The 26,936-nt window shown below is 37.0% G+C and carries 25 protein-coding genes; 19 read left to right on the top strand and 6 right to left on the bottom strand.

The genetic code is table 11. The features are described 5' to 3' along the window. Nucleotides 1–14: 14 nt before the first annotated feature. The 6 genes from clpA to ABMA78_RS03275 all read left to right on the top strand — a co-directional run bounded on the left by clpA (nt 15) and on the right by ABMA78_RS03275 (nt 7,734). The gene (gene clpA, locus ABMA78_RS03300; RefSeq protein ID WP_392857022.1) at nt 15–2,348 is read left to right on the top strand and encodes an ATP-dependent Clp protease ATP-binding subunit ClpA; all 2,334 of its coding nucleotides are present in this window, start codon (nt 15–17) and stop codon (nt 2,346–2,348) included. Between the two features lie 316 nt (nt 2,349–2,664). Continuing rightward, nucleotides 2,665–3,246, top strand: a complete 582-nt coding sequence (locus ABMA78_RS03295) for a hypothetical protein (RefSeq protein ID WP_392858021.1) — start codon at nt 2,665–2,667, stop codon at nt 3,244–3,246. A 293-nt stretch (nt 3,247–3,539) separates the two neighbouring features. Beyond that, entirely contained in the window at nt 3,540–5,015 is a 1,476-nt protein-coding gene (gene miaB / locus ABMA78_RS03290; RefSeq protein WP_392857021.1) for a tRNA (N6-isopentenyl adenosine(37)-C2)-methylthiotransferase MiaB, read from the top strand. A 94-nt stretch (nt 5,016–5,109) separates the two neighbouring features. Further along, nucleotides 5,110–5,736 carry a hypothetical protein gene (locus tag ABMA78_RS03285; protein ID WP_392857018.1) on the top strand — a complete coding sequence of 209 codons (627 nt, stop codon included), beginning with the start codon at nt 5,110–5,112 and terminating at the stop codon, nt 5,734–5,736. Next, nucleotides 5,724–6,767 carry an aminopeptidase gene (locus tag ABMA78_RS03280; RefSeq protein ID WP_392857016.1) on the top strand — a complete coding sequence of 348 codons (1,044 nt, stop codon included), beginning with the start codon at nt 5,724–5,726 and terminating at the stop codon, nt 6,765–6,767. Before ABMA78_RS03285 ends, ABMA78_RS03280 begins: the two co-directional genes overlap by 13 nt. Nucleotides 6,768–6,783: 16 nt before the next feature. After that, nucleotides 6,784–7,734, top strand: a complete 951-nt coding sequence (locus tag ABMA78_RS03275; RefSeq protein ID WP_392857014.1) for a hypothetical protein — start codon at nt 6,784–6,786, stop codon at nt 7,732–7,734. Here ABMA78_RS03275 and ABMA78_RS03270 read toward each other — a convergent pair whose 3' ends face one another. After that, on the bottom strand, nt 7,735–8,556 hold the full coding sequence (locus ABMA78_RS03270; protein ID WP_392857012.1) for a hypothetical protein: 822 nt from the start codon (nt 8,554–8,556) through the stop codon (nt 7,735–7,737). Between the two features lie 121 nt (nt 8,557–8,677). Here ABMA78_RS03270 and ABMA78_RS03265 point away from each other — a divergent pair, with 121 nt between their 5' ends. Next, a complete protein-coding gene (locus ABMA78_RS03265) occupies nt 8,678–9,100 on the top strand; it encodes a hypothetical protein (RefSeq protein ID WP_392857009.1) in 423 nt (140 codons plus the stop codon). Continuing rightward, nucleotides 9,081–9,479 carry a hypothetical protein gene (locus tag ABMA78_RS03260; RefSeq protein ID WP_392857008.1) on the top strand — a complete coding sequence of 133 codons (399 nt, stop codon included), beginning with the start codon at nt 9,081–9,083 and terminating at the stop codon, nt 9,477–9,479. Before ABMA78_RS03265 ends, ABMA78_RS03260 begins: the two co-directional genes overlap by 20 nt. Here the strand turns inward: ABMA78_RS03260 and ABMA78_RS03255 are convergent. Next, on the bottom strand, nt 9,459–10,256 hold the full coding sequence (locus ABMA78_RS03255) for a hypothetical protein (protein ID WP_392857007.1): 798 nt from the start codon (nt 10,254–10,256) through the stop codon (nt 9,459–9,461). The genes ABMA78_RS03260 and ABMA78_RS03255 overlap by 21 nt on opposite strands. Before the next feature lie 179 nt (nt 10,257–10,435). Here ABMA78_RS03255 and ABMA78_RS03250 point away from each other — a divergent pair, with 179 nt between their 5' ends. Next, on the top strand, nt 10,436–11,887 hold the full coding sequence (locus ABMA78_RS03250; RefSeq protein ID WP_392857006.1) for a hypothetical protein: 1,452 nt from the start codon (nt 10,436–10,438) through the stop codon (nt 11,885–11,887). On the opposite strand, the gene ABMA78_RS03245 is transcribed toward ABMA78_RS03250, so the two are convergent. Then, a complete protein-coding gene (locus ABMA78_RS03245) occupies nt 11,888–13,516 on the bottom strand; it encodes a ChaN family lipoprotein (RefSeq protein ID WP_392857003.1) in 1,629 nt (542 codons plus the stop codon). A gap of 15 nt (nt 13,517–13,531) precedes the next feature. Then, a complete protein-coding gene (locus ABMA78_RS03240) occupies nt 13,532–16,360 on the bottom strand; it encodes a hypothetical protein (RefSeq protein WP_392857002.1) in 2,829 nt (942 codons plus the stop codon). A gap of 221 nt (nt 16,361–16,581) precedes the next feature. Here ABMA78_RS03240 and ABMA78_RS03235 point away from each other — a divergent pair, with 221 nt between their 5' ends. The 9 genes from ABMA78_RS03235 to ABMA78_RS03195 all read left to right on the top strand — a co-directional run bounded on the left by ABMA78_RS03235 (nt 16,582) and on the right by ABMA78_RS03195 (nt 24,890). Beyond that, a complete protein-coding gene (locus ABMA78_RS03235; protein ID WP_392856999.1) occupies nt 16,582–17,541 on the top strand; it encodes a hypothetical protein in 960 nt (319 codons plus the stop codon). Between the two features lie 28 nt (nt 17,542–17,569). Next, nucleotides 17,570–18,151 (top strand): RsmD family RNA methyltransferase, encoded by a 582-nt coding sequence (locus ABMA78_RS03230; protein WP_392856996.1) that lies wholly within the window; start codon nt 17,570–17,572, stop codon nt 18,149–18,151. A gap of 51 nt (nt 18,152–18,202) precedes the next feature. After that, the gene (coaD, locus tag ABMA78_RS03225) at nt 18,203–18,682 is read left to right on the top strand and encodes a pantetheine-phosphate adenylyltransferase (RefSeq protein ID WP_103216480.1); all 480 of its coding nucleotides are present in this window, start codon (nt 18,203–18,205) and stop codon (nt 18,680–18,682) included. Next, entirely contained in the window at nt 18,682–19,908 is a 1,227-nt protein-coding gene (locus tag ABMA78_RS03220; RefSeq protein WP_392856994.1) for a pyridoxal phosphate-dependent aminotransferase, read from the top strand. The genes coaD and ABMA78_RS03220 overlap by 1 nt, the downstream gene beginning before the upstream one ends. A 64-nt stretch (nt 19,909–19,972) precedes the next feature. Further along, on the top strand, nt 19,973–20,974 hold the full coding sequence (locus ABMA78_RS03215; protein WP_392856993.1) for a hypothetical protein: 1,002 nt from the start codon (nt 19,973–19,975) through the stop codon (nt 20,972–20,974). Nucleotides 20,975–20,977: 3 nt separating this feature from the next. Continuing rightward, nucleotides 20,978–22,111: a hypothetical protein gene (locus ABMA78_RS03210; protein WP_392856991.1), complete on the top strand. Its 1,134-nt coding sequence runs from the start codon at nt 20,978–20,980 to the stop codon at nt 22,109–22,111. A gap of 115 nt (nt 22,112–22,226) precedes the next feature. Further along, nucleotides 22,227–23,552, top strand: coding sequence for a PhoH family protein (locus ABMA78_RS03205; protein WP_392856989.1), 1,326 nt, complete (start codon nt 22,227–22,229; stop codon nt 23,550–23,552). Between the two features lie 14 nt (nt 23,553–23,566). After that, nucleotides 23,567–24,130, top strand: a complete 564-nt coding sequence (locus ABMA78_RS03200) for a PilZ domain-containing protein (RefSeq protein WP_392856988.1) — start codon at nt 23,567–23,569, stop codon at nt 24,128–24,130. A gap of 133 nt (nt 24,131–24,263) precedes the next feature. Further along, on the top strand, nt 24,264–24,890 hold the full coding sequence (locus ABMA78_RS03195) for a transposase (protein ID WP_392856985.1): 627 nt from the start codon (nt 24,264–24,266) through the stop codon (nt 24,888–24,890). Between the two features lie 108 nt (nt 24,891–24,998). Here the strand turns inward: ABMA78_RS03195 and ABMA78_RS03190 are convergent, their stop codons facing one another. Both ABMA78_RS03190 and ABMA78_RS03185 read right to left on the bottom strand, forming a co-directional pair. After that, nucleotides 24,999–25,310 carry a hypothetical protein gene (locus tag ABMA78_RS03190; RefSeq protein ID WP_392856983.1) on the bottom strand — a complete coding sequence of 104 codons (312 nt, stop codon included), beginning with the start codon at nt 25,308–25,310 and terminating at the stop codon, nt 24,999–25,001. A 135-nt stretch (nt 25,311–25,445) separates the two neighbouring features. Then, nucleotides 25,446–26,057 carry a DedA family protein gene (locus ABMA78_RS03185; RefSeq protein ID WP_392856980.1) on the bottom strand — a complete coding sequence of 204 codons (612 nt, stop codon included), beginning with the start codon at nt 26,055–26,057 and terminating at the stop codon, nt 25,446–25,448. Between the two features lie 126 nt (nt 26,058–26,183). On the opposite strand from ABMA78_RS03185, the gene ABMA78_RS03180 reads away from it, so the two are divergent. Continuing rightward, nucleotides 26,184–26,924 (top strand): hypothetical protein, encoded by a 741-nt coding sequence (locus tag ABMA78_RS03180; RefSeq protein WP_392856978.1) that lies wholly within the window; start codon nt 26,184–26,186, stop codon nt 26,922–26,924. The last annotated feature ends 12 nt before the right edge of the window (nt 26,925–26,936 follow it).

Raw genomic sequence — 26,936 nt, 5'->3', positions numbered from 1 at the left:
AGGAGAATTATAAAATGATGTCAAAAAAATTAGAAACCATCATTAATGAGTCAATTCAAAGAGCAAATACTTTGAAGCATGAATATCTGACTCTTGAAAATGTCCTTTTGTCTCTACTTGCAGATGAAAATGTAAGAGAGATAATTGAATATTGTGGTGGTGATCTTGAAGAAATTGAAAGTGAGCTTAACGAGTTTATCCACGATGAATCTAACTTTAGCATTCTATCAGATGACCAAATCGAATCTCTTTCTAAACAACAATTCGTTAACGATGAGTTAAGGGAGTTGGCACGAGAAAATGGAATTGTTTACCAGCCTGAAATTTCGATGTCTCTACAAAGAGTCATTCAAAGGGCCGCAATTCATGTGCAATCAAGTGGAAAAAGTCAGATTCTAGGGATCAACCTACTCGTTTCTCTATTTCAAGAGAAAGAAAGCTTTGCTCTTTATTCTCTGCAAAAGCAAGGGATCGAAAGATTCGATATTGTTAAGGCCATCTCTCATGGACTTGGCCCCGAAGATGAAGAGGAAGTTCCTCGCATTGAATATGTGGAAGGTGAAGAACCTCAGTCTCGTTCAAAGAAGGGAGATTCATTCTTAGCTAAGTTCACTGTGAACTTAAATGAACTAGCAAGAGAGAATCGTATTGATCCTCTTGTTGGCCGAGAAGAAGAGGCGCTACGTATTGTTCAAATTCTTTGTCGTCGTCGTAAGAATAACCCTCTCCTTGTTGGAGAAGCCGGAGTTGGAAAGACTGCGATCGTCGAAGGACTAGCACAGCGTATTGTTGAAGAAAAAGTACCTGACATCTTAAAAGGTACGACGATTTTCAATCTTGATATGGCCGCTCTTGTTGCAGGAGCAAAGTTTAGAGGTGACTTCGAGCAAAGAGTTAAGGGAGTCATTAAAGATCTGGAAAAGCTCGATAAAGATGGTAAGAAGGCCATTCTATTTATCGATGAAATGCATACCGTAATGGGGGCGGGGGCAACTTCTGGTGGAAGTATGGATGCCTCTAACTTATTAAAGCCTGCGCTAAGCCGTGGAGTTGTTCGTATCATTGGTTCAACAACATATGCTGAACATAGAAAGTTTATTGAAAAAGATCCGGCATTTAACCGTCGATTCCAAAAAATTGATGTGGATGAACCTTCAAATGAAGATACAATTGCCATCTTAAAAGGACTTCGACCTAAGTTTGAGTCTTACCATGGTGTTAAGATCTCTGACAATGTCATCAAGGAAGCCGTTGCTCTAACATCTCGCTACCTAATGGATCGTAAAAATCCAGACAAATCAATTGATGCCATTGATGAAGCAGGTGCTTTAAATCAAATTCGACCTGAAAGTAAGAAGAAATCTTCGATTACAAAGAAAGATATTGAAGATGTTGTGGCCAAAATGGCCAATATTCCAAAGATTACAGTTGAGACGACTGAAAAAGATAAGCTTAAGGATCTAAATAAAAATCTTAAAATGCTCATTTTTGGACAAGACCACGCTGTAGATGAAGTGTCTCAGGCCATTTATATGTCAAAATCTGGCCTTGGCGATGAAGGAAAACCTATTGCAAGCTTCCTATTTGCAGGCCCAACCGGAGTAGGGAAGACAGAATTAGCTAAACAACTTTCCATCCAACTAGGTTGTCACCTTGAGCGCTTTGATATGTCTGAATACATGGAAAAACATTCAGTCAGTAAGCTAATTGGTTCGCCTCCTGGTTATGTTGGCCATGACCAAGGTGGTTTATTAACAGATGCTGTTAAGAAAAACCCACATTCTGTTCTACTTCTTGATGAAATCGAGAAAGCACATGTGGATATCTATAATATTCTTCTCCAGGTGATGGATCATGGGTCTCTAACAGACTCTCAAGGAAGAACAACAGACTTCACAAACACAGTGATAATCATGACGACGAACGCTGGAGCTAAGGAAATGGATAGTGGATCTATTGGCCTTGCAAAGTCATCTTCAAAGAATACTGGTAAGAGAGATCAGACCATTAAGAACTTTTTTAGCCCTGAATTCCGTAACCGTTTAGATGGAATTGTACACTTTGAGAAACTTTCTACTGAGTACATTGTTAAAATTGTTGAAAAATTCGTTTCACAACTTGAAATTAAGTTAGCTGCTAAAAATATTGAGATCGTTTTAAGTGAAGAAGCTAAAATTTGGCTTGCCGAAAATGGATTTGATGAAAAAATGGGAGCAAGACCAATCGCTCGAATCATCGATCAGAAGCTTAAGAAGCCAATTTCTACTGAAGTTCTATTTGGAAGTTTAACTCACGGTGGAAAAATAGAAGTTGTCGTTGAAAACGATGATCTAAAATTGAATTTTTAAAATTTTTCTAAGACAAATTACAATCAAACTTACATTTTTTAAATGCTGAAACTGCCCTGAAAGGGCAGTTTTTGCTTATTCTTTTGAAAAAAAATGAAAAAAAATTTCGCTTAATTTTTTTATAAGAGTAAGTCCGAAACTAACGTCTATCAGGAAGATTAGAAAGTTTTATGTTTTATGGAGAAGCCTTGCTGTCGGCTCGTTTCGAGGTTTTCTTTAAAAATAATGTAAAGTAATTTCAAAATTAATCCGAAGTTAAAAAGGAACATAGGGAAATAAAAAAGATGCTTATGCTTATCAAAAAGTAATTTTTTATTTGCACACAAATAAAATTATGTTTACCATAAACATAAGTATTGAAAAAACCAGGAGGATGTCAATGGCAGTTAAGAAAACTACTAAAAAGACAACTAAGAAAAAAGTAGCTAAAAAAGCTACAAAAAAAGTAGCTAAGAAAGCAGCAAAGAAAACTGCAAAAAAAGCTACAAAGAAAAAAGTAGCTAAAAAAGCTACTAAGAAAGTTGCAAAGAAAGCTACAAAGAAAAAAGTAGCAAAGAAAGCAACTAAGAAAGTTGCAAAGAAGGCAACTAAGAAAAAAGTAGCAAAGAAAGCAACAAAGAAAAAAGTTGCAAAGAAAGCTACAAAGAAAAAAGTAGCAAAAAAAGCAACTAAGAAAGTAGCAAAGAAAGCAACAAAGAAAAAAGTTGCTAAAAAAGCTACAAAAAAAGTAGCTAAGAAAGCTACTAAGAAAAAAGTTGCAAAGAAAGCTACTAAAAAAGTAGCTAAGAAAGCAACTGCAAAGAAAGCAACTAAGAAAGTAGCAAAAAAAGCTACAAAAAAAGTAGCAGCTAAGAAAACAGCTAAAAAAGCTACGAAAAAAGTTGCTAAAAAGAAATAAGAAGCACAATTCTTAATTCAATAATGAGTCGGCCCGCTATTAGCGGGCCTTCTTATTTTCAAATCTATTTACATTCCACCCAAAAACATCTAAAAAAAGACCATATTATCGCCAGATTTTATAGCTGATACGATAAGAATAATTCAATGATTTCAACACGTTACAGTGCTTTAAACTGTAGTTATCTCCTTGGTTTTCTCGTTATTTCAGTTACTTATAAGATTTTCATCTCTTAATTCTGCCCGTAGGTTGGTCAGGGGAAATGAAAAGAAAGGCGTTAGAAGGAAAAGTTCATGACAACAGATATTTCTCCAACAGGTCTAGGTGTAAGTAAGCAAAATCACGTAGCTTCATCATTTATTGATGAAAAGTCTGGTGATCGCATCGTTCAACTAGGTGATGTGACATTTCCACCAAGAAAAGTTTGGATGAAAACTTACGGTTGTCAGATGAATTATCATGATACTGAACGAATTCTTTCACACCTAAAGAATTTGAATTTCTCTCATACTGAAGATTTGGAAGAGGCCAGTCTTGTTCTTTTCAATACATGTGCTGTTAGGGAACTTGCCAATAATAAATTTTATTCACAATTAGGTGAGTTAAAGCACTTAAAGCAAGAAAAAGGTGATGATCTTGTCATCGGTGTCGGCGGATGTGTGGCCCAAACAGAAGGAAAGGATCTTGTTAAAAAATTCAAGCATCTAAACTTTGCCTTCGGACCAGATACAATTGATACAATAAACGATATGGTTTACCGCACATATGCAGGGGATGATAAATTCTCTGTTAATACTTGGGACCGCTCAAGTAATTTTTCGATTGAAACAAAAATCAATCACGGAACACCTCAGGCATTCGTTAATATTATCAAAGGTTGTGATAAATATTGTACTTACTGTATCGTTCCTTACACTCGTGGCCGTGAACGTTCAAGAAAACAGGCCGAGATTGTTGAGGATGTAAGAAGACTAGTTGAATACCAAGGTGTTCAAGAAGTTATGCTACTTGGCCAAAACGTAAACTCATTTGGGAAAGAAAATGGAGAAAGATTAAGTGATCTAATCATGGATCTTGACCAAATTAACGGCCTAGAAATTCTAAGATATACAACTTCACATCCGTATGATGTGTCGGACGACCTAATTGCAGCTCACGGAGCAGCGAAAAAATTATCAAAACACTTACACCTACCAGTTCAATCTGGTTCAAATACAGTTCTTCAAAGAATGAATCGTGAGTACACGAAAGAACACTATCTAGGACTCCTAGAAAAACTTCGTGCTGCCAGACCTGATATCGTTCTTTCAACTGATATTATCTGTGGTTTCGTTAATGAGACTGACGAAGAACACAAAGAAACACTTGATCTACTTGAAAAAGCTCAATTTGATTTCATTTATTCATATGTTTACTCACAAAGAAGTAAAACTCGTGCCGCAAAAATGGAAGATTTCCTAACTCAGGAAATTAGAAAGTCACGTCTTCATGAAGTACAGGCCTTTCAACTTGCAATCCAAGAAAAGATTCGCGCTAAGATGGTTGGCAATGAATACCGCGTGCTAGTCGAAGGTTCGAACACAATGAAAGGTGAAACGAAGTGGAAGGGGAGAACAAATTGTAATCGCCTTATTCACTTTAAGGGACCAGCAGAAAACGAAGACCTTAATCTTAAATGGCATTGGGTTGACGTTAAGTGTATTTCGACAACTGCTCTTTCTTGTCAGGGTGAACTACTTCAAGATCATGGACGCCGCTTAAATAAGTAGTTGTAATGACAAAGTAAAATGGAGTTCTTTGCCTAAATAGGCATTGATGAGTTCGTAAGTTGTAAAATATCCTTGAGTATATTTTGAGGATATTATGAAATTACGCTTACCCTTACTTTGTAAAATTATGTTCTTAGGCTTTTTATCGTTGAATTCAATGGCCCTTACAGAACTGGATCTGGATTTTAATTACAATAAGAATATCTTTGGGCTTGATCGCCAGTCGTATGAAACAAAGAGAACATATGCTGGATCAGTTACATTCTACTTTCTTTCCAAAACAGGTATCGAGTTTAATATTTCTCAATCTGAAAATGAAATTATTGGAAAGTATGACAACTCTGATCTTTCGACAGGCCTAGTAATTGAAAATGAATATACTAATATTAAAACCCAAAGCTTTGGGATTGGTATTAGACAGGCGCTTTCTGGCCGTAAATCATTTCTTCAACCGCTCATCTCATTGGGATGGAGTAGACAACAATATACTCTTTATTCAACAACTTTAGTTAAGGACTTGGATACTTCAACCGAATATCTCATTAAGTCCGGAAAAGAGAAGTCGAGTTACGATGCCATGTTTGGTGCCTTTGCACTGAAAATGATGCTAACGAGAACTTTCTCAATTAAGGGCTCAGTAAGAACGGTCTTTCGCGCATTCAAATTTGAAGAGGCGAGGGATCAGCTAAGTTACAGCGCTGGGATCTCATGGTTATTCTAAAAAGAATCTTTCAATTCTCTCTTTTATTAAGTTGTCTATCATGTGCCAAGATTAGCTATCTAACAGAACAAGGTATTGGCCAAGTGGATATTCTTTGGAGTGCTAGAAAGAATCATGAAGTTTTAGAGGACCCAAAAGTCAGTGAAGAGTATAAGACGAAAATTAAACAAATCGAAACTTATAAGACTTACTTCTATAATTATTGGCAAAGGCCATCGACAGATATTTATTCAAAGACGACTCTCTTGAAGTCTCGTGCCGTTACTTATCTCGTTATTGCTTCAAGACCAAATGAAATTAAGGCCCGTAAAGAGTGTTTCACATTCTATGGCTGTTTTCCTTACCTTGGTTTTTTTAAAGAAGAGTCTGCAACAGAATTTGCTAAGGAGCTTGAAAGAGAAGGGTATGAGACCTATACAAGAGATGTTCTCGCTTACTCGACGCTGGGAAATTTTGATGACCCCATTCTTTCTTCTTTCTTTGAATACGGAAAATACAGTTTAACTGAAACTGTCTTTCATGAACTATTTCACACTATCTTCTTTGCTAAGAGTGAGGTTGACCTCAATGAAAATCTTGCCAACTACTTTGGCGAACAAATGCTCATCGAATATTACAAGGATGATAAAGAGTTGGATGGCTACTTCAAAAATCTAGAGCTAAATTCTAAGCTTAAAAAGGCCGTCACAAATCATGCTCAAAAGCTTAAGGATATTCTTAAGCAAGATGATTGGGTGAGTGCCAAGAAAGAGTATCTCTCTAAGACGATGCCCGAAGAGCTTGCCAATCTTTGTTCTAAACTTGAGGTGACAAATTGTTGGCCTTCAAAAATGGAGTGGAACACGGCATCTTTAGCTGCGTTTATGACTTACGAGAAAAGCCAATCGCATATCTCTGAGTACGCAAAGCAATTTCGTGGTGATCTTAAAGCTCTTTTTGCCAATATAGAACAGCGTTATGAAAAGTACCTCAACGAAGATATCGAAGGGAGTTTTGAGGACTATCTTTTTAATTCCAAATCGCTAAATTAGTGATATCTTTCTTGTTATGAAAAACAAGAAACACTTATTCTTTATCGATCCAATTGAAAAACTTGTCACAAAGAAAGATTCGACAATCTTAATTGCCTTAACAATGCAAGAAAGAGGTGAGGATGTTTACGTTCTTTTTGAAAAGGACTTCTTTGTTCAAAATGCTAAGGGTATTCAGTTTGACTGTTACCGAATTAGTGGAAAGATTAATGAAAGCTTCTATGTTGAGGACTTCAAAGTAGAGGATTCTCCAGAAGTTGTTTCGATTGATTCAAATACGGCGATTCACATGCGAATCGACCCGCCATATGACTCGCGCTACCAGCGCTATCTTTGGATGCTTAACTTCCTTACTGATATGTATGGTGTTCAAGTTTTAAATAATCCACTGGGGATTATGAAGCACAATGAAAAGCTTGCGGCCTACACAAGAGAGTTAAGTCTCGACAGTTATGTTGGAACTTCTTTATCCGGTGCAAAGAAATTTATTTCTATCCTTGAGGCCCGTGGCGTTCAAGAATTGATTTTAAAGCCTTTAGATCTTTATCAGGGCATTGGTGTTCAAAAAGTGAGCTTGAACGAATTTGAGGGGCATTTTAAGGCCAAATGCGATGAGTTTAAAGGACCTGTTGTTGTACAGGAATTTGATAACTCAGTTGTTGAAGGTGAAATTCGTACGATCTTCTACCGCGCCAAGGAGTTGGGAACAATTCTTAAGGTTCCTAAAGAAGGAGAGTTCCTTGCCAATATTGCTCAAGGTGCAAAGTATTCGGCAGTAGAATTAGATGCTCAGGTAAAAGCAGAATGTCAGCATATCTGCGAAAAGCTAATGGCGGATGGGGTTGATTTAATTGCTTTTGATATTTTGGGTGGAAGAATTTCTGAAGTAAATGTGACGTGTCCAGGACTCATGGTGGAGGTTTCTTCTGCTATGAAAAGAAACCTCGCACTCGAATTATTTAAGTAATTACATTCTTGGGGCCGAAGCAGGGAAGTCCTTTGTCGAGTCAGTTGAAAACTGAATGTCAAAGGCAACACAGTCGTTAGGCCAAACTGTGGCCATAGGACAGTAGCCATTTGTCACGGCATCACTTTGGCTATAGCCTTGATTAAGGTAGTATTGGCATGACCAATCCCATTGAACATCAAGAATATCAACGATCATTGGCCCATATGTTGACGGTAGTGTTGAGCCAGAAAATTCCTTAACTTTTGAAACTTCTCCGTTTGCAATATCACCAAAAGTTACAGTTCTTGTTAAGTTACAAGCTTGTCCTTCCGCTCGAATACAAAGCTTAATTTGTAGTTTCTTATACTGTTGTGGATTGTAATGACATTTAACGCCGTTGTCGTCATAAGTTCCTTGAGAAGGAGCTGTTCTTGGACGAACGCGAATATTAAAACGAGAGTCAGTATAGAGCATTGCCTGACCTGTTCCTAGAGATGTTGAGGACCATCTTACATTGGAGCCTGAAGAAGCACGTGAATTTCCGTGTAGGATAATACTTCCGACAGTATAGAAGTTTTGAGTTTGGCCACCATCGGCATCACCCTCTTCGTTACCATCACCGTAGCCATCACCTGGATCAGTTTGCTCATTATCGCTATCATCACCGCTGTCACCACTTCCGTCACCCCAGTCCCAGCCACCATTGCCTGTTCCTGTGTTACCGTTGTTGTCCCAACCATTCCCATTAGAGCTATTATAATTCGCTCTAGAATTAGTCGGCTGAGTACAACTCGTTAATGTCATGAGTACTAAAGTTCCCAATAATAAAAATTTTCTCATGTAATCCTCGTTCTTACATTTCCTCACTATTTTATCGGTAATCTATTGAATATACTTTAATCTTCACTTAAGTGTTTAAAATCTCAGTAGCATTTTTTCCAAAGCTTGCTAGAATTATCTTGTGATAGTTAAAAAAGAACTTATTCGAAAATTAGTGGATGAATTTTATCAAGTTGCCAATTACTTGATTCAAGATCAGTTGCAGGCAATGCAACTTATTATTGATGTGGCAACAGGCTTCGTTGCCCAAGATAGTCAGACTCTCTATAAGATTGATAATGAATACTTTGAGCGCCAATTCTTATTAAAATTAGTATCGCTGGCCAAGCAAAGAAGTGAACAAATCCTAAGTAATAGAAGTGGTAGCATAAATACTGTTGAGCAAAGGGCGTGTATTTACCTTTTTGAATTTAAGGGGGAGTCAGTTGATCATATCTCAGAGAGTTTAAAGATTTCACAGCAGCAAGTCCTATCATATATTGATCAACTACCGCATAAGAGCATTAATCTAAATGAGAGCTTCGATGGAAGAACAATTAATTAATAGTAATCTGAATAAATGTTTTTTTTCAAAGCAGATGACCTATTTAGAAAGTCGTGACTTTGTTAAAAATGAACAACATATTTCTCAATGCCTAGATTGTCGCCAAAAACTACTGGAATATGAGCTTAAAAAGCAGCAGCTCATAAATGACTTTAATTCGTATCAGGCCAACACCGAAGTCGAAGAGATTCTTTTACGTGAGCTTGATGAGTTAATCCCAGAGCAAGAAGAAGATCAGATAAAGGGGAGTCCTATTATAAGAAAGCGTCAGTACAACCTGGCCTTAAAGGATTTCTTTGTCTTTATTGCTTTTGGAATTCCACGAAAATTACAATTGATCATTGTGGCCGCGCTATTCTTAGCGGCGTGTATTTACTGAGAGAGTGAAGATCGCATAGTACTTACCATCTTCGTCTTTTAGGTCTTTGACAATATTAGGGATCTTATTCATCTTGCCGAGAGCTGTTTCAAAGATCTTATGAATATCATCATCTTCAGACGATTTTAGAATCTTAACAATTTCCGCATTTCCTTCTTCGTCGTAGCGAACAACGGCCTTTAACTCTTGAGCTGAAGCAGAACGCAGACTTTCTTGTACATATGGCCTTTCAGTTACTCGGTTTCTCACTGAGATTTGAACGGAGTTGATATATTGAACGGCCACACGCTTATAGAAAGCATAGAATACTTTTTCAAATTCATTTAGCTTATCGGGGCTAATCCCCTTAGGAGGAAGGAAGCTAACAGTGGCCTCTTGAACATGAGATAACTCGTTAGTCCAATTTGCGTCCTTAAAGCTTTCCTTGGAAATTCTCTTTTGAAGAATCTGATTCTTTTGTACCGATTCCTTCTTGGCCACTTTGATAATTCTTTGTTCTTCTTTCTTTGATAGGGCAGAAGAGCGACTTTTAACTTCTTGATCAACGCGCTTAATTTCTTTTTCACTATATGTTGGTTTACCATAGGCCAGTTGACCAAATAGGTTTTGATTATCCTGGGCCTTATCAAGCCCAATCTTTCTAACTTCAACTTGTTTAAATTTTAGTTTTATTGCTTCTTCTTGGGCCAGCTTTTTAGACTCGCCAGCATCGAATACTAGACTTAGTACTAAAGCATGCAAAACGAGGGAAAATAGGATTGTTATATAGTTGATCATTTTTCTCCGGCCGGATTATCCTATAAAAATTGTACCATTTTACTTGGTTAGGGACAAAGGAATCTCCTTTAAACTGGTAAAATTTGTCTACTCTTTATTCTAGCGCAATGAATAGGTAGAATTAAAGTGTGCTAGGTGGCGCAATAGTAAATGAATTACGTAATTTTAAGGACTTATGGATGAGTAAACCAGTTCAATACAAATTTTCAAAGGTGAGATTAGGAATATTAGGTCTATCTTCTGTCTCAATTTTAGTCATTGCTTATATGCTAAGTGGTGTATCAAATAGTTATAAACTGGTTTCAACAATTCAAAATGGAATTCAAATTTGTAGCACGAGAGTTCAGCAGACCTACACGGCCGCAGTAGCAGGGGATATGAATTCAACATATCTTGATAGCAACTTTACGGCGCAAACTGGAGAGTGTTTCGCACAAGTTTCAGACCTAATGACTGAGTATGGAAAATTCTCATCAGCTATCGTTAAAAAATTTAATACAGTTAGCTCAAACGTACACTGGTTTCATGAGAGCTTAAGAAGTACAGGGAAGGGGTTCTCTGTTACTGATAAGAATTTCTCTAGTAATGTTGATGAAAAATTCTCTCAATTTGAAGATGCGGCTGATGCGGGCTCAATTCTTATTGAGAATCACTTTGAAACAATTTCTAATTCACTTTCAAATATTAAAATCTCACTTGCTCTTGTAGCAGGAGTTTTCCTATTTACTTTTGCATGGGAATTAATCTTTAAGAAAATTGTTATGCAAAGAAGAAAGGAACTTGAAGATGAAGCTTTAAGTTTACTTATGCTTAATCAAGAAGATAATTTTGACGAGATTGAAAGTGTTATTATTAATGCACTAGAACTTAATGAGATGAAGCATTGCTCGAAGCTTTATTCTGCACAAAAACAAAATTTCAAAAGAGAGAAGAGAAAGGCAACGATCTCTTCTAACGAAAATAAAACTTTTGGGATGGTTCTTTCTGACGATGATCAAGATGCAAAGCAAGTTGCAGATCAAATTTGGTCAATGAGTGAATCAAATGAAAGTGGTGAGAATGAAACAAATGTACCAATGGTGCAAAGTTGTGAAATCTCATCGGTAAATCGTTTCATCGCTTGTAAAGTACAAGATCAGTACAAAGAGCAGGGAATCGAATTTAAAATTGATACTAATGAAAAAGAAATCATTGGTGAGAGAGAAACAATTGAGCAGATTCAATATAATATTCTTTTAGATGCAGCTAAGAACTCAATCAATGCTGATGAAGATAAGAGAACAATTGAAGTTCAAGGTAAGACTCTTGGAGCAATTTACTATCTAAGTATCTCATCATATGGAGAGAGTAAAAACTCAACTGAGCTTGAAACTTCGGTACAAATTGTAAGAGAACTTCTTAAAGATATTTCAGGACGTCTAGAGCTTGCAAATCTTTATAATGACGATCTACAACCAGTTGGGCGTAAGTACAAGTTAATCTTTAAGACAAAAGATGTTGTTGTTGCCGCTCCTGCAGTTGAAGTAGAAAGTGTTGAAAAGGTGACCGAAGAAGCCAAGGAAGATACTTCTAAGAAAGTTACTCGTATTGAAAAGGGTACTAAACGCGAGATTATGCAAAGACTAATGTAATTAGAATTCGCGTTTTTTTAGTTTTTTAATTTCTACTAAATTTCCAATTTCATTTAACAGGCTTTGATAGTTTTCATTTGAGTAATCATCTGATGCTACAAGCCTGTATACATCTTTATACTCAATTCTATTGGCCGCAAAATAATAGTCGAAGATAATGTCGGCCAGCATGTGGGATACTTTTCGGGAGGCCTTGTGAAGCTGGTAGAGGTTAAGTCCCTTAAGCTCTTCATTCACATTGACCCTTTTATTACAAAGTTTTAAACATGCCTTAAAGACCATCTTGTCAGTCTTCTTTACTTGTTTATTGTGGCGGGCCATGTATTGAAAGTCTTTATACATATTGCACTTTCGATACGGGTTAAAGAGTTTTGAGCAAAAATACGCACTAATATAATTATGGACAAGGTAGACGAATAAATTTGTTCGATCTCTTTTGTTAAAGAAGCCCACAATTTCCTTTTCTGGAATTTTTAGCTTTGATTGGTGAATATGAATTCCTGCTAAGTAAGAGATTCGATTTATGGAATAACTTGAGCAGTAGTAGGCCTTCTTACATGGAAGCTTAAACGTCTTACCATGTTCAAGTAGCTTATTATAAAAACCAATGGCCTTCTTTGACTTAAGCTTACCAATTGTGTTCTTAACTCGCTTTATGCTTTGTTGATCAAAGATTCTAAAGTCTTCAATCTCGCCAATTGGAATATCAAGATTAAGGGTGTTATTGATCTCGTGGCAAAAGTAAGCAAAGTTATCAAAGATATTATCTGAGAACTTAAGTGTTCCAGTTTCAATAATATACTCGTGAATATCAAATTCTGGATCATCGGCCAAGTGCTCATACCAATAAATTTGGGATTCATACTTAAGCCACGGAGGCGAGTTTACAAGAACGAATTCTCGCATATTATACTTAACAATTTGGTCTGATCTAAGCTTATTAGTTTCAACAAGCTTCCAATAAACTTCATCTGTGTTTTGATGAATTATCGTTTGAACGACATTTTTATTGGCCAGGTCAAAAACCTTTTGCGGCAGCTTATTGGGAACGATGTGAAGCTCTCCAAAGAGAATGAGCAGCTTATGTTCAGGGTTTTCCTTGTGATAAGTTGCAATTTTCTTTGCGGCTTTCTTATCTCTGGTTTCAAGATTGCCTTTAGTGTTAAGAGCAAGAATTGAAATATTGTGTTCCTTAGCAAGGTCAAAGAAAATCTTGTAGAAGGTCCAAGGAAAGCGCCAAGAGTTTTTGTAGTTAATAGACTCTAGGAACTCAAGCTCGGTGATGGCCCCTTTTAGGTAAGAATCAATATAGAATTGATGATTGATATGAATGAACTCCACACCAATGGCAAATTGATAATCACTCTTTGCTAGGATGCGAATGATGCGCTCGAGGTTTCTCGTGCTTTGATCAAAAGTGTGAAAGTCTCCAAGATAGATGATATCTGAGGTATCAATTGAATCATATAATTGACTCACGCTTGATTTTTGAAACTCGCGGCGAGCATAGCGCTGTTGATCTTGTCGGTATTTCTTTAGTAGAGGGGTGGGCTCTCCTTCAAGAGAGTTGGCCTTATTTTTAAAATAGCGGTAGATACTCCTGTGAGTCTCATCGACTTTCAATTGCATAAGTCTATGATATCACTAATTATTTATTTGACCAATAATGATATTGTTTAGGGTGTTATTAATAAGAGCAAAAGTCTCATTTACGTTTTGAGCAACTTGATCTTGCTCAGCAAGAAGCGAGTTTAATTCTATCGCAGCAGGTACTTCAAGTGATTGAATAATTGTTGAGATTGGAGTTCCAACAGCACTTGAAAGAATAAACTGGATAAATTGCAGAAGTTGAAGTTCACCGTGTAGGTTCAGAACTTCAGTATCATTAGAGATTAGTCTAAGCTTTGTTGTGTGTTCAGACTTTTCAAAAATTGCACTTGTTAGTGGAAGGTGAATATCACTTCTTTCACTAATTAGAGTCTCAAGATAAATATCCTGATTATTTGGATAGATAGGTGTCTTAGGTAGAGCGACAATCTTTCCAATAAGGGCACTCGAAGAGTAATCGTACTTCATCTGAACCTTTCCACTATTTACCTGGTCACGGTAATTACCAATAAGGATTTTCAGGTGAGAAAGGATACAGCTTGTGTGCCATGGCCAGCGCTTAGCAAGTAGGTTGATTGTATCGACCTTAGATGCAAGCCTCTGAGTATATACTGAGAAGTCTGTCTTTAGAATATCTTCTTTTGAAAGAGTGATATCTTGAAGTGACTCAATATGGTGATTTGGTAAGAATTCCGTCTTCTCTAGGAATTTTGGAATCAACATGGCATTTAGTTTTGCCTTAGTTTTCTTCAGTCCACCATTAAAAGTAAGTTGAGTAATTTGTTTACCAATTGTTGTCTTAAAGAACTCTCTAAATAGATTGATATTTAGGTTCGAGATCTTAGGAAGAAGTCCAAAGTACTGGAAGTAAGCATTACCATACTCCTCAATCTTCGCCTTCAGTGAATCAATTGTCGTTAGCTCAAGTTTAATATCATTCTCATTCGTAAAATCTACGATTAGAAGATATGGGTAGCGCTCTTGTGGGTTTAAGTTGAAACCTAAGAGATCATAATTCTCATCTTCACGATAATTTGAAAGGGACTCTACACTGAAAAACTGATCAAAAGGAATACAGCTCTTTGTTAGGTTCTTAAAGTATTGTGGGTGAGTGATCTTATCACTTTCGCTATTATTACTTAGAAGCTTTCCGTTTAGGATAGCATCCTGGTGGAATTCAAATGATAGTCCACACTTTGTCTCATTTGAGAAAAGTGGAGCGTCAATGGCCTTCTTATTTGCAAATAATTTATCAATTTCTTCAACGAAGAAATCAAATTTAGAGAAGTGAGTTAGGTCACCATTCATATTCACAGATAGGCATGACTCTTTAAGAAGAGTCGAGTTTACATCCGGATTACCAAAGATATCTAATTTATTTTCAACAACGCGCTTTGAGAAGATATAGAAGTAGCGAGGGATTTCACCCTTACCTTTAAGACCTTCTAGGTTAAAACGCATTAGTAGCTTGTACTGCTTAAATAGTGCTTCGTTCTTTGCTGCATGAGAAGGAACGAAGAGCTTCTGGTTAGAGAAGACGTACATATAACCACTATTAGAAAGATGCTCCCCATTTTGCATAATATTTGTAATGAGGTAGTGGTGTGGGTTCTTCTTAGGGATATTAACTAAGTTAACAAGTATTCTATCGTAGATACTTTGTTGAACCTCTGTTGCATCTAGTAGCGCAAATTGTCCACTTGCTGTGATTCTCGACTTATTCGACTTCTGTTTAAAAAGCGAAACGATTAAAGAAATTGGATCTTTATTCTGTCTTGGAGCAAGGTAAACTAAGAAAGTCATGAACTGAATTTCTTGGAATATCTTTAAGTATTGCCCGTTAACATAGTTATCGCCTCTAAACTCTGGACAGATAATTTCTTGCCAGGCTTCCGTCGAGTTATTCTCCTGAGCAATCCAGTGAGAGATTGTCAGAGAATTAAGGAAGTTTCCTGTAAACAGAGTACTTAAACACTGTGGTTGTGCATTAAAGTTGAAGTATCCACCATGATTTTCAATCCACTTTGGAAAATTAATTAAGAGATTATTAATCATTAAACCAGAGTTACGATTACTGAAAGCATGAGAGTACTTATCAGTTTCATTGTGAAATAGAACAACTGATAGCTCGTTTGGAATTTCATGATTTAAAACTTTAAAGAACTCAATTGGGTTAAGGTCTTTAAGGATAGAGCTAAGCTCTAGAATACTGTCACCAAAATTCTCATTTGGCCTAAACCAGCTGTATTCATTAGTTCCAAGAGCACGGCTCGATAATTCACGAGAGCTTGATACTTTAAAGATCTTACTTAGTGTTGAGTTTGGATTTAAAATCTCATTCTTAGTAAGAGTCTTTGAATAGAAAGAGCTCAACTGAGTTAGAAAGCGAACCTTTAAGATATAGACGCTGATAGAACGAAGGCAGTAAACTTTTAAAAAGTCCTGGATGCACTCGTAACTTGGGCCGTTCTTGTCATCAAGTTGTGCCCAAAATTGATTAAAGTCGCTAACTCCCTCAGGGTGAATCCCGTTGTGAGTCGTATATTCAATAAATTCTTGAAAAAGTGATTGCTTAAGACTGCGGTTGCGGTTCTTGAAAGACTTAACCTGTGTCTTTGCTTCAGTAAAAAGTTCAAATACGATCTTTTTGAACTTCATACTCCCCTTAGTTAATAAACTTTCACCACGCCATTTAGGAATGATGTGATCACTAACAAGGAATTCTCCGCTTTGGATTGATGGAACAGGAGTAGGTCCGCCTGCAGATGCTGCACGCGCTTGTACCTCAAGGCTTTCTGCCTCGGCACTAGGTTCAGGAATATTGTTAATCAGCCAGTTCTTAGCTGAAAACGATGAATCTTTCACTTCGCCTGTTGTTCCATATAATAATCAGACAATCCTCAAAACTTTAAGATGGTTAACAATCTAAACTATGTAAGGAAAGTCGTGTGTTGCGTCTTTAAATTGGTAGTAAAATATAACGATGGGCATTCATATTGTCATGCTTAAAAATAGAAATTCTCGACTTAGGCTGTCTAAGTGCTTGATTTTTATAAGTTGTTTATTTCTTAAAGTTTCTGTCATCTGTGTCGAAAAGCACAAGTGATATTGGATCAATAGACGGAGTTTATATGGTTGGAAATAAACCACAAGATGCGGCAGCAAAAAGTGTAGAAACTGGATTTTCTGAAAATGAATTAGATGACATCATGGCAGAATTCGCAAGCCTCGATAAGGAATTATCGGGAGAGCTTGGCCAAGCGCCAGTTGCTGAAACTGAAGAAGAAGCACCGGTAGCGGAAACACCTGTGATGGAAGCTGTCGAAGAAGCGGCACCAGTTGAAGAAATTGCTGCAGAAGTAAACCCTCTTGATGCTATGGTAGCTGAAACAAATCCCTTAGATGAGATGGTGGCCGAGGCAAATCCGTTAGACGAGATGGTTGCAGAGGTTAATCCTTTAGATGAGATGGTTGCAGAGGCTGAGCCTGTTGCTGAGATCGAAGAAGGGCCTGTTGTTGAAGATGAAGGGCCAGCGCAAATCGTTGCTCAAGAAGATATCGAAGAAGTTGTTGCTGGGGATTCAACTCCAACTCTTGAAGAAGCTTTCTCGGAAGGCTTTGATGAAGAGGAAATGGATGCCATTATGAAGGATCTTGAAGAAATTGACGCAGCATCGCCTGAGACGACTCTTGAGATGGAGGAAACTCCAGAAACAACAATGATAAAAGATGAAGACAATGAAAACGTACTTGTGATAAATCAAGCGCCTAAAGAAACTCCTGCGCCAACTTTTACTCATGTTGCACCAACAAGTGCTGACAGTGGGGAAGTTGCTTTTAGTGCAGCTGGTAATATGAATTTTAATGTAAACTTGACGATCGCTGGATCACAAGCAACATTAAGTGTGGTTGATGGCCGCTTTACACTAACAATGAATGGTGTAGACGTTTCAATCACTGAAGAAGGCTTTAAGGCTTGTATCGAAGGTGGAGCGAATTTTAATATTCCACTTCCGTCGGCCGATGAAGCGAAGAAAGTCGCTTAACATTGTTATAAAAATTAAAAGGTTTTAAATGGCCATAAATATACTTGGTGGGCATGCTAGAGGGCATGCCCTTTTTGTTCCCCCTGAATCGATTACTCGTCCAACGAGTGTAATGCTTCGTCGCAAATTCTTTGATGCTCATCAAGACTTAACAAATTGTCTCTTTGTGGATCTTTTTGCGGGTAGTGGAGCAATGGGGTTTGAGGCCTTATCAAGAGGTGCAAAGAAAGTCGTCTTAGTTGATGACCATCCAAAAGTTCTCAATGTCTTAAAAAAGAATAAGGCACAAATTTCAAAGAAAGTAGATACCGTTGAGTTGTCGATAATTAAGCAAAAGGCACAAGCATACTTAAAAACAAGTTTGTCTTATTTAGAGTCAGCTTCAGATGAATTCGATGAAAGTTATATTTTTATCGATCCGCCATACGAATTAAAAGATGTCTACTTAGAATGTCTCAAATTACTTAAAGAATCTTCATTTTCTGGAGAGGTTTGGATCGAGTCTGATCGCCAAAAGGGAATTCTTGAAGCTGATTTAAAAAAACATTCTCTTACATTCTCAAAAGTCTACAAGCAAGGCACGAGTTATATTGCAAGAATTGCATTGTAATCCGGTGTCGTATAAAATTGATTTAAATTTATAAGAGGAATTAGGTACTCAATGAAAAGAGCAATTTATCCAGGAACGTTTGATCCTTTCACAAATGGTCACAAAGATATCTTAATGAGGTCATTAACTGTCTTTGATGAAGTCATTATTCTTGTTGCCCACAATCGCAATAAGAAACCTCTTTTCACTGCTGAGGAACGTGTTGAAATGTTGAATGAAACATTTAAAGACGAGCCTCGTATTAAAGCAGATAAGTGGGAAGGTCTAATTGTCGATTATGCCAAGGCAAATGATATTGGCTCGATCATTAGAGGCTTGAGACCAACTGGTGACTTTGAGGCCGAGTTTCAAATGGCCTCGATGAATAAGAGACTATACCCAGAAATCGAAACTGTTTTCTTTATTACAGAAAGAGACAATTACTATGTTTCAAGCTCACTAGTAAAAGAGATTCACAAACACGGAAAAGTTATCAAGGAATTCGTTCCAGACACAATTTATAACTGGATTGCTAAAAAAGGGAAGATCTAATGAATGTTTCTAAACGTTCTCAAGAAATTAATGAAAGTATTACTTTGAAACTTAATGCCAAGGCCGTTGCGATGGCACAAGAGGGGAAGAAAGTTTACAACCTAACAGCAGGTCAGCTTCCTTATCGTCCGCCAAGAGAGCTAGTGGAGTCAATTAGGGGAGAGTTAGACTTCCTTAAAAGCTTTCAGTATAGCCCAGTCGCAGGTGATAGCGAGCTACTAGAAAAGATCATTGATTACGTAGAAACTTCTCGTGGAATTAGTTTTGATGAGTTTGATCATAGCTTTAAAGCAGTCGTTGGTAATGGTGGAAAGCACGTACTTGCTAATATCTTTGCAAGTATCGTTGATCCAGGTGATGAAGTAATTGTCTTTGCACCATATTGGATTTCTTATCCACAAATGATTTCTCTTAATGGGGGAGTTCTAAAGGAAGTTAAGGCATCTGTCTTTAATGCCTTTGAACCTGACCTTGAAGAGTTAAAAGAATTAATTAGTGATAAGACTAAGGCCATTGTTTTAAATAGCCCTAATAATCCTTCTGGAATTTTCTATAATGAAAAGTGGATGAAACAATTTGCTGAGATTGTGAAGCCTTTTGAAAATACTTTTATTATCTCAGATGAAATTTACTACGAATTAAATTATTACGATCCAAAGCCAACATACTTCTATCAATATGATCGCGAGCTTTTATCACGTACGATCATTGTTGATGGAATTTCGAAAAGCTTAGCAGCAACAGGTTTAAGACTTGGTTACTGTATTGCTCATGAAGATGTTATTGATGCGGTTAAAAAGATTCAAGGGCATACAGCTTCCGGGTCATGTTCATTAATTCAACGCGCACTTCTTCGTTATAATATGAGTCATGTCGATGAGTATTTGATTCCTGTAAAAAAACACTTACGTGAAAACGCTCTGATTTTAAGAGAGGTTCTTAGAGAATATAAATTAGAAAAATGCTGGTATCAGGTAACATCGGCGTTCTACTTTCTCTTCGACTTCTCAAGTGCACCAATCATTAATAAGTTCAAAAAGTCTGACACTGACCAAGCTGATTATTCAGTTGAGATTTGTGAACAAGTTCTTGAACAAAAAGGTGTGGCAATGGTTCCTAGTGGTGACTTTGGCCTTCCAAATTGTGCAAGAATCTCTCTTGTTCTTCCAAAAGAGGACTTTAGAGACGCTATTGTGAGTGTAGCTGAGTTTTTAACTCAGGAATAGAACACAAAGATTGGTATCTCATTCCCACTATTAATTAAAGACTAAGTTAAGAGATAATTAAGCTGTGAATAAGCTAATTGTTTTCAGTATTTATCTCTTAACATCTCTCACGATCTTCACTTCATGTGGTGCTGACGAAGAAATCGAGTTAGAAAGAAGTTATCTTTCTGTCGAAGATCATTTGTCATCAGGGGATTGTGATAAGGCCTTATCGAAGATGCTTTCGATGAAAGAGCAAAGTGGAGATCCCACTTATTATAAGCTTCTTGCTTCATCTTACGCATGTAAAGCAGGCTTTTCTGTTACAGAATTCTTCCTAAATGAAATTACAAAAATCACAACAGGTGCTGACCTTCTAAGTTCAATGTCAACTTTTACAATGGCCCAGGCCATGACTGATATTGATGATCTTTCTTACTACTACCTTGGTGAGGCCATTGAAGTTCTAACGTACTCTGGAGGAATGGGGCCTGCAACTAAGGATCCATCGGCCGCTCTTCGTGAAGCGACGTTTGGAAGTTATGGGGCAGCTGATATAAATTCGTTTCTCATGTATATGCTCTTTGTTCGAAATGGTATGAGTATGGCCTTCTTTGGTAATTCAGATGCTCTAGGTTCAAAGGGAGCGGGAACGATTGGAACTAACGAATGTCTCTTTGCTTACTCTTTCTATGGTGACGTTGATCTCGATGCTTATATTCAAGCTGGTGGCGTTACTGGTGCATGTGATGATGGAGCTGATACTGGAAGCGTTGATTTAACTAATGGAGACTCTAGCCTTCATTTAGAGCGAGCCTGCGCAATGGTAACAGACTTTAATAATCTATTAGATGTGCTAGAAAATATCTCTTTAGGGGATATTACTGATGTTGATCTTTCGACATTCTTAGCTGATATCAGTGCTGTAAGACAAGACTTTGTCGACAATGTGATCACACCAAAAGGTTTTTCTAATAGTCTTGTGACAGTAAAGAATCAAACTCAATGTGTAACTGATTTTACAGGAAGTGAACTTCAAATTGCTTATTATATGGCAGCTTTATTTGAAACACTTCACTCAAGGTAGGTAATGAAGATCTCGCTTAAGCTTCTATTCATTACTCTTTTGACCATTCATACAATGGCCTTTGAGAAATTCTTTTTAGGACAAAGTCCTCGTGCAATGCTTATGGGAAATGCATGGATGGGACTTGCCAATCAGGATTCATTTACCATTTTCTATAATCCAGCAAGTCTTGGGGCCAATTACGATATCGACATATCGCCAGTCAATTTCACATTTGCAGGGCCTAATGCTATTGATGACATGGATCGCTTCACGGATCTGCCAAGTGATGCAGCTGGAATTGCAAATCAACTTATGGGTTATCCTCTTTACTTAGAGGCATCAAATTTTTCAACAATTAAGGCCCATCACTTTTCATTTTCTTATTTCACAAAGAATCGCGCCAATATTGTTTTAAAAAATCGCGTTAATCCTGCCTTCAATGTCGACTACTCGTATGATCGAGGCTTCATTACTGGTTTCGCTTTTAACCTAATTGGTGGAGCTCGAAATAAGCAGAAAAAGAAGATTATGACAGGTCAGCGTCTGTCTGTTGGGTACTCATTCAAGTACCTAACGAGAGAAGGGACACGTGATAAGTTTGATATTTTCTCAACGAATATCATCACAAAGATTGAAAATGGCCTAGGCTCGATTGATGAAATCAAAGATACATTTGGTTTCTCTAAAGGCTCTGGCTCTGGACACGATATTGGAATTGAGTACGCCAATGGTTGGGGAAATACTGAGTTTGTTGCATCGATGGCCATCTTAGATATTGGTGATACTTATTTTAAAAAGACTGAGGGTGATGGAGAAGTCCCTCGTATCGCAATGGCCGTTAATACAGGTCTAGCAGTAAAGCAAGACTGGAAGGTTTTTGACTACTCTCTCGCACTAGATATAAAACCGATTAATCAAGGCCTTGAATTTGGCCGTATGATTCACTTTGGGGCCCAATTAAATATTCCATTCTTTGGCTTCTTTGCAGGCCTTGGAGAAGGTTATCTCAATTATGGTGCCGAGATTCGCCTATGGCCTGTTACAATCACTGCTGGATTTAATAATGTTGAAATTGGTTCTAGCTATCAAGAGACAAAAGGTGATCGCCTTTTCATCTTTATTTCTTTATTTGATACATCCATGGATATTTTTTAGGCTTTTGATTGAGTTTCATGACGCATAAAGGTGAACGGCCCTTTTTCTTTGACATCCCTTTTTACCATAACTTAAAATTTAATTAAGAGAGGATTCCTCCCATAATCTTAATGTCATGGAGGGCATTTTGACACGTAAAACCTTTGTTCTCGATACTAACGTATTACTATTTGATCCTAATGCTATTAACAAATTTGGTCCTAACGACGTCTTTATTCCACTAGTTGTTGTGGAAGAGGTAGACCGTTTTAAGAAAGATCAGAATGAGAATGGTCGTAACGCTCGTTACTTCTCAAGAATTATCGACGATCTTCGCAAGAAGGGATCACTAATGGATGGTGTTGAGCTAGACAATGGTGGAACCTTAATTATCTCTGTTGATAAGACGATTGAAAATCAGCACGATACAATTGATTTAACAATTAATGATAATTTAATTCTTGCTTCAGCAATCTTTTTAAAAGAGCAGGGTGAAGATGTTGTTCTGATTACTAAGGACATTAACTTAAGAATTAAATCTGATATCTTAGGCATTAATGCTGAAGACTACGGAATGAAAGATATTAAGCTTGAGGAAATCTACTCAGGTTATCGTTTTCTTCCACTGCCAAAAGATAAGCTTGAAGAATATGAAAAGAATCGTTTCCTACAACTTGAAAATTGGGAAGAGCTTGAAATTTTTCCAAATGAATACTTAGTTGTTCACGAGGAAGGAAATGACAGAAGAAGACTTCTTGGACGCTTTTCAAAAAGTAAATTAGGAATCGTTCCTCTAATCCCAATGAGAGAAGGGGTTTGGGGGATTTACCCAAAGAATATGGAACAACAATTTGCACTAGATGCTCTTCTAAATGATGATATCAAGTTAGTGTCTCTTGTTGGTAAGGCCGGTACAGGTAAGACTCTTCTTGCGATTGCTGCAGGTCTTGAAATGACAATTAATCAAGAAAAGTATTCAAGACTTCTTGTTTCTCGTCCGATTCAACCAATGGGGAAAGATCTTGGTTATCTTCCAGGTGATGTTAACGATAAGCTAGGTCCTTGGATGCAACCAATCTTTGATAATATGGACTTTCTATTTGATCAAAGAAGAGCGGGAACAAGTTCTTCATATGTTGATCTAATGGATCACGGACTACTTCACATTGAACCACTAACGTATATTCGTGGCCGTTCAATTCCTGGTCAGTACCTAATCGTTGATGAGGCACAAAACCTTTCTCCACACGAAGTTAAGACAATTGTAACTCGTGCCGGTGAGGGAACTAAAATCATCCTAACAGGTGACCCTCAGCAGATCGATAGTCCTTACCTTGATGAAATCAACAACGGACTAAGTTATGTTGTTGAAAGATTAAAAACAGAAGAGATCATCTCTCATACGAAGTTAACTGTTGGTGAGCGTTCAGCGCTTTCTGAGACAGCTTCAAAATTACTTTAATAGAGGAATAGCGAGTGTCGAGAGCTAATCGTCAACATTTAAGAGCACCTGTAAATCAAGAGATGCTCTATCTTTGTGATGACTATGTTTTAAAAGGCCGCTGTTCTAATATTTCCGAAGGTGGAATGTTAATTACCGATATGGGGCGCGTACCATCAAGTACGCGCTTTCATACCATGGTATCCCTTATCCAATATCCAGAGTTTTCAAAGTTAAGCTCTCAAAAATTAATCAGTATTGATCATAGTGCATTTGATATTGAAGTTATTCGCTGCGAAGTCGATGTCGTTCGTTCATTTGACGGATTATCTGAAGTTGAAAAAATCTTATTACCATCAATTGGTGCTAAATTTTCTCACGTCACTTCAGGAAATATGGCCTTGATTCGCTCATATGTAACAACCTTTTCAAAGAATATGATTTATCTTCTAACTCAGTTTGAGAATTCATCAAAGAAGAATGGAAATATCGTACATCTCAGAAAAACGGCATCATTACTGGGCTACGACTCTGATATGAAGCTACCACTTCTTAGGGCGAAAGTTCTTCACGATTACCAATCGCTAGAATCCCTCTAAAGGTTCCAGCAGACTTTTACGTAAGCAGTGTGTTGTAAATTTGAATCAATATTGAAATAGTTCTTAGTCTTTGAAAAGTTTAGTTTTAACTTTTATTGATATTTATTAAAAACTTTCTTTTTAGGAGAGTTTTATGCCACGTAAACCAATAATTCGTTCTTCAGAGCACTTTTATCATTTGACTGGTCGATCTAATAATAAAGACTTTTGGTATCTATCAATAGCAGAGGTTTGGGACATTATGTGTGATGAACTAAATCAGCTACAACTCGCTTATAAGGTCGAAATCGCAAATTTTGTATTAATGAATAATCATTTTCACTTAATCTTGAAAACACCCAAAGTTGATATCGACAAAATTATGTACGAATTTATAAAGCATACTACGTTAAAAATTCAAAAAAGTTCTGGAAGGATAAATAAAGTATACGGTGGACGTTATAAAGGCTGTATCTTATTAGACAGAAGTTATTTTTTTAATGCCTATAAATATGTTTATCTAAATCCTGTTCGCGCAAGTATTGTTAAGTGTCCTATTGATTACCCATTTAGTACCTTAAAATATAAGGTGAGAAACAAGAAGCTTAAACATTTAAAGTTCGCCCAAAACCCTTTAGGCCTATCTTTAGTTGAAGAAGTAAAATGGATTAAAGACTTCTTTGATCAAAAAGAAAACGAGAATATCCGCTACGGACTTAGTCGATCACAATTTTCATGGAGAAAGTGTCGAAATACAGGTCGAGAGTTGAAAATAGGCTAATGCGATGCTTACGTAAAAGTCTGCTGGAACCTAATAAAAAGGCCCATCACTTGACGGGCCTTAAAACAAAAAAACAAAAATAAAAAGAGAAGAATATAAAGAACAAAACTATAGTTTTGCTTTTATCGAATACTTAAGATCCTTGATCGTCGCTAGAAGATACTTATCGATAGGCGATTCATTATCAAGGATGCGGCTTTTAAACTCAGCTGTTAACTGGTCAACTTTAATAAGTAGGTCATTATTAATAACGTCATCATTGTTGATTTCTGCAACAAGAGAATTTGTCTCATTGATTAGGGCAGAGAAGTCTAGCTTAGAGAAATAATCTCTTTGAACAGTACTTTCACAACGGTTAGCTTTTTCGCTTTTAAATGCGTTGAAACTGATAACTTTATTCTGCGTGATTGAATTTAACATTTAGCGGTACTCCAATAATCAATTACTGTTCATTTTTTTTCACAACTTTTGTGAACAAGCGGGATTATGGAGGAAGTGGCCCGTGCTGTAAACTCAAATTGACGGGCCTTGTAATTTTTTCTGACTATAATGATTTTAGGCGTTTACGTCTTTTTTCTTCCATTTTGAGACGACGATACCAAGAATTACTGCAAGTGCTACTGCACCAATGACGTAATTACTCTTCTTGATATACTCAATGGCCGTCTCACCAAACTTATAATAAACCGTGAAGTAGACCACACATGAAATTGAAGCAGCCAAGAGGTCTGAAAGAGCAAATTTCCAAGCATTCATACGTCCTAGGCCCGCTGATAAGAAGAGGGCATTTCTAAAGCCAAATGGAACAAAGCGACCGAAGATTAGAGTGAAAACACCATACTTCTTAAAGAAAGCGTTCACCGTATCAAGACGCTCTGGTGTAACCATTGAAGCGAAGAATTTTATACCAAAAATCTTTGGCCCTAAGTAGCGTCCAATAAATCCGTAACAGATTAAATCTGAAAGGTAGGCCCCAAGAAATACACCGATAAAAAGTGGGTAGAGGTATTCCGGATTCTTGGCCGCAAGAATGGCCGAAGTAAATAACATAAGGTCTTCCGAAATAGGAATATTAAAACCTGCTAAGAGTAGCAAACCAAAAATTATGAATGGTGCCATGTGGACGTGAGTGTTGATATAGAGCATGATCTGATCAATGAATTCCATTTTATCTCCTAGCGTAACTGTAAAAAAATCAGATTAAGAATATCCTAATTTGATTCAATATGCATTAGTTATCAGCGCATTTTTCCTCCCTCAAAATACAACTAATTCTCTGGTATTATGAGTCCCGTGAAAAAGAGAATCTTGAGATCACTCATTATTTTTTATATTGGTTTAAATACGAATCAAGTATATGGAAAAGACTTAGACTTCTTTTTAAAGTCTAAAGGGGATAACCATAATTACTTTATTCAAACTTCTGCCTCCCTTGGAATGTTTAAAGAGAAGACGTCTAGCCAAGTTTTAAAAACTCAAAAAAATTCGCCAATGACATTAACCGCTGGACTTTCTTATTTTCCAACGACAATAGAAAAACTTTCAATTGTTGCCCTTGGTAGCATTTCCTACCTTGTTGGTTCAGAAGTTGAAAGTGATAGTGGGAGCACGTTTTCAAATAACTTAAAGCTAAAGCCAGAGCTTGGGGCAAGCCTTTACGCACATAAGTCATATACTCATCGCAATTCAACAGGATTCTTCGGTGGAGTGGATTATGAGTTATTCAATGTCTATAAATCAGGAGAGCTTTTAAATGGAGGGACTCTCGATGTCGAAACAAAGCGTATTTACTATGGAACTGTAGGTTTAACTTTTGCGCAAAAGTTGATTACACCGTTTGTCTTTAATTTGAGTTTTTCTCAGTCTGTAAATTCGCAAAGAGGGCTAAGTGGCCAACGCTATCAAATCAACTATAGTCAAAAATATAGCGAGAATATGTGGTATCACATTTTTACTAAGCGACATGAATTAAAAAATGATTATCGACAACTAAGTATCACTCGCTTGGGAATCGGAGTAGGATTTTATTATTAAAAAAAGGCCCTC

Origin of the sequence: Halobacteriovorax sp. RZ-2 (assembly GCF_043196685.1) — a bacterium.
Lineage (GTDB): Bacteria > Bdellovibrionota > Bacteriovoracia > Bacteriovoracales > Bacteriovoracaceae > Halobacteriovorax_A.
This window is presented reverse-complemented; position numbering and strand designations above follow the sequence as displayed.

Excerpts from the sequence above, each read along its gene's own strand:
- ABMA78_RS03270 (WP_392857012.1), bottom strand. The coding sequence starts at position 8,556 with ATGAGAAAATTTTTATTATTGGGAACTTTAGTACTCATGACATTAACG.
- ABMA78_RS03195 (WP_392856985.1), top strand. The coding sequence starts at position 24,264 with ATGCCACGTAAACCAATAATTCGTTCTTCAGAGCACTTTTATCATTTG.
- coaD (WP_103216480.1), top strand. The coding sequence starts at position 18,203 with ATGAAAAGAGCAATTTATCCAGGAACGTTTGATCCTTTCACAAATGGT.
- ABMA78_RS03275 (WP_392857014.1), top strand. The coding sequence starts at position 6,784 with ATGAAAAACAAGAAACACTTATTCTTTATCGATCCAATTGAAAAACTT.
- ABMA78_RS03285 (WP_392857018.1), top strand. The coding sequence starts at position 5,110 with ATGAAATTACGCTTACCCTTACTTTGTAAAATTATGTTCTTAGGCTTT.
- ABMA78_RS03185 (WP_392856980.1), bottom strand. The coding sequence starts at position 26,057 with ATGGAATTCATTGATCAGATCATGCTCTATATCAACACTCACGTCCAC.
- ABMA78_RS03210 (WP_392856991.1), top strand. The coding sequence starts at position 20,978 with ATGAAGATCTCGCTTAAGCTTCTATTCATTACTCTTTTGACCATTCAT.
- ABMA78_RS03245 (WP_392857003.1), bottom strand. The coding sequence starts at position 13,516 with ATGCAATTGAAAGTCGATGAGACTCACAGGAGTATCTACCGCTATTTT.
- ABMA78_RS03255 (WP_392857007.1), bottom strand. The coding sequence starts at position 10,256 with ATGATCAACTATATAACAATCCTATTTTCCCTCGTTTTGCATGCTTTA.
- miaB (WP_392857021.1), top strand. The coding sequence starts at position 3,540 with ATGACAACAGATATTTCTCCAACAGGTCTAGGTGTAAGTAAGCAAAAT.
- ABMA78_RS03230 (WP_392856996.1), top strand. The coding sequence starts at position 17,570 with ATGGCCATAAATATACTTGGTGGGCATGCTAGAGGGCATGCCCTTTTT.
- ABMA78_RS03250 (WP_392857006.1), top strand. The coding sequence starts at position 10,436 with ATGAGTAAACCAGTTCAATACAAATTTTCAAAGGTGAGATTAGGAATA.
- ABMA78_RS03190 (WP_392856983.1), bottom strand. The coding sequence starts at position 25,310 with ATGTTAAATTCAATCACGCAGAATAAAGTTATCAGTTTCAACGCATTT.
- clpA (WP_392857022.1), top strand. The coding sequence starts at position 15 with ATGATGTCAAAAAAATTAGAAACCATCATTAATGAGTCAATTCAAAGA.
- ABMA78_RS03220 (WP_392856994.1), top strand. The coding sequence starts at position 18,682 with ATGAATGTTTCTAAACGTTCTCAAGAAATTAATGAAAGTATTACTTTG.
- ABMA78_RS03280 (WP_392857016.1), top strand. The coding sequence starts at position 5,724 with ATGGTTATTCTAAAAAGAATCTTTCAATTCTCTCTTTTATTAAGTTGT.
- ABMA78_RS03260 (WP_392857008.1), top strand. The coding sequence starts at position 9,081 with ATGGAAGAACAATTAATTAATAGTAATCTGAATAAATGTTTTTTTTCA.
- ABMA78_RS03205 (WP_392856989.1), top strand. The coding sequence starts at position 22,227 with ATGGAGGGCATTTTGACACGTAAAACCTTTGTTCTCGATACTAACGTA.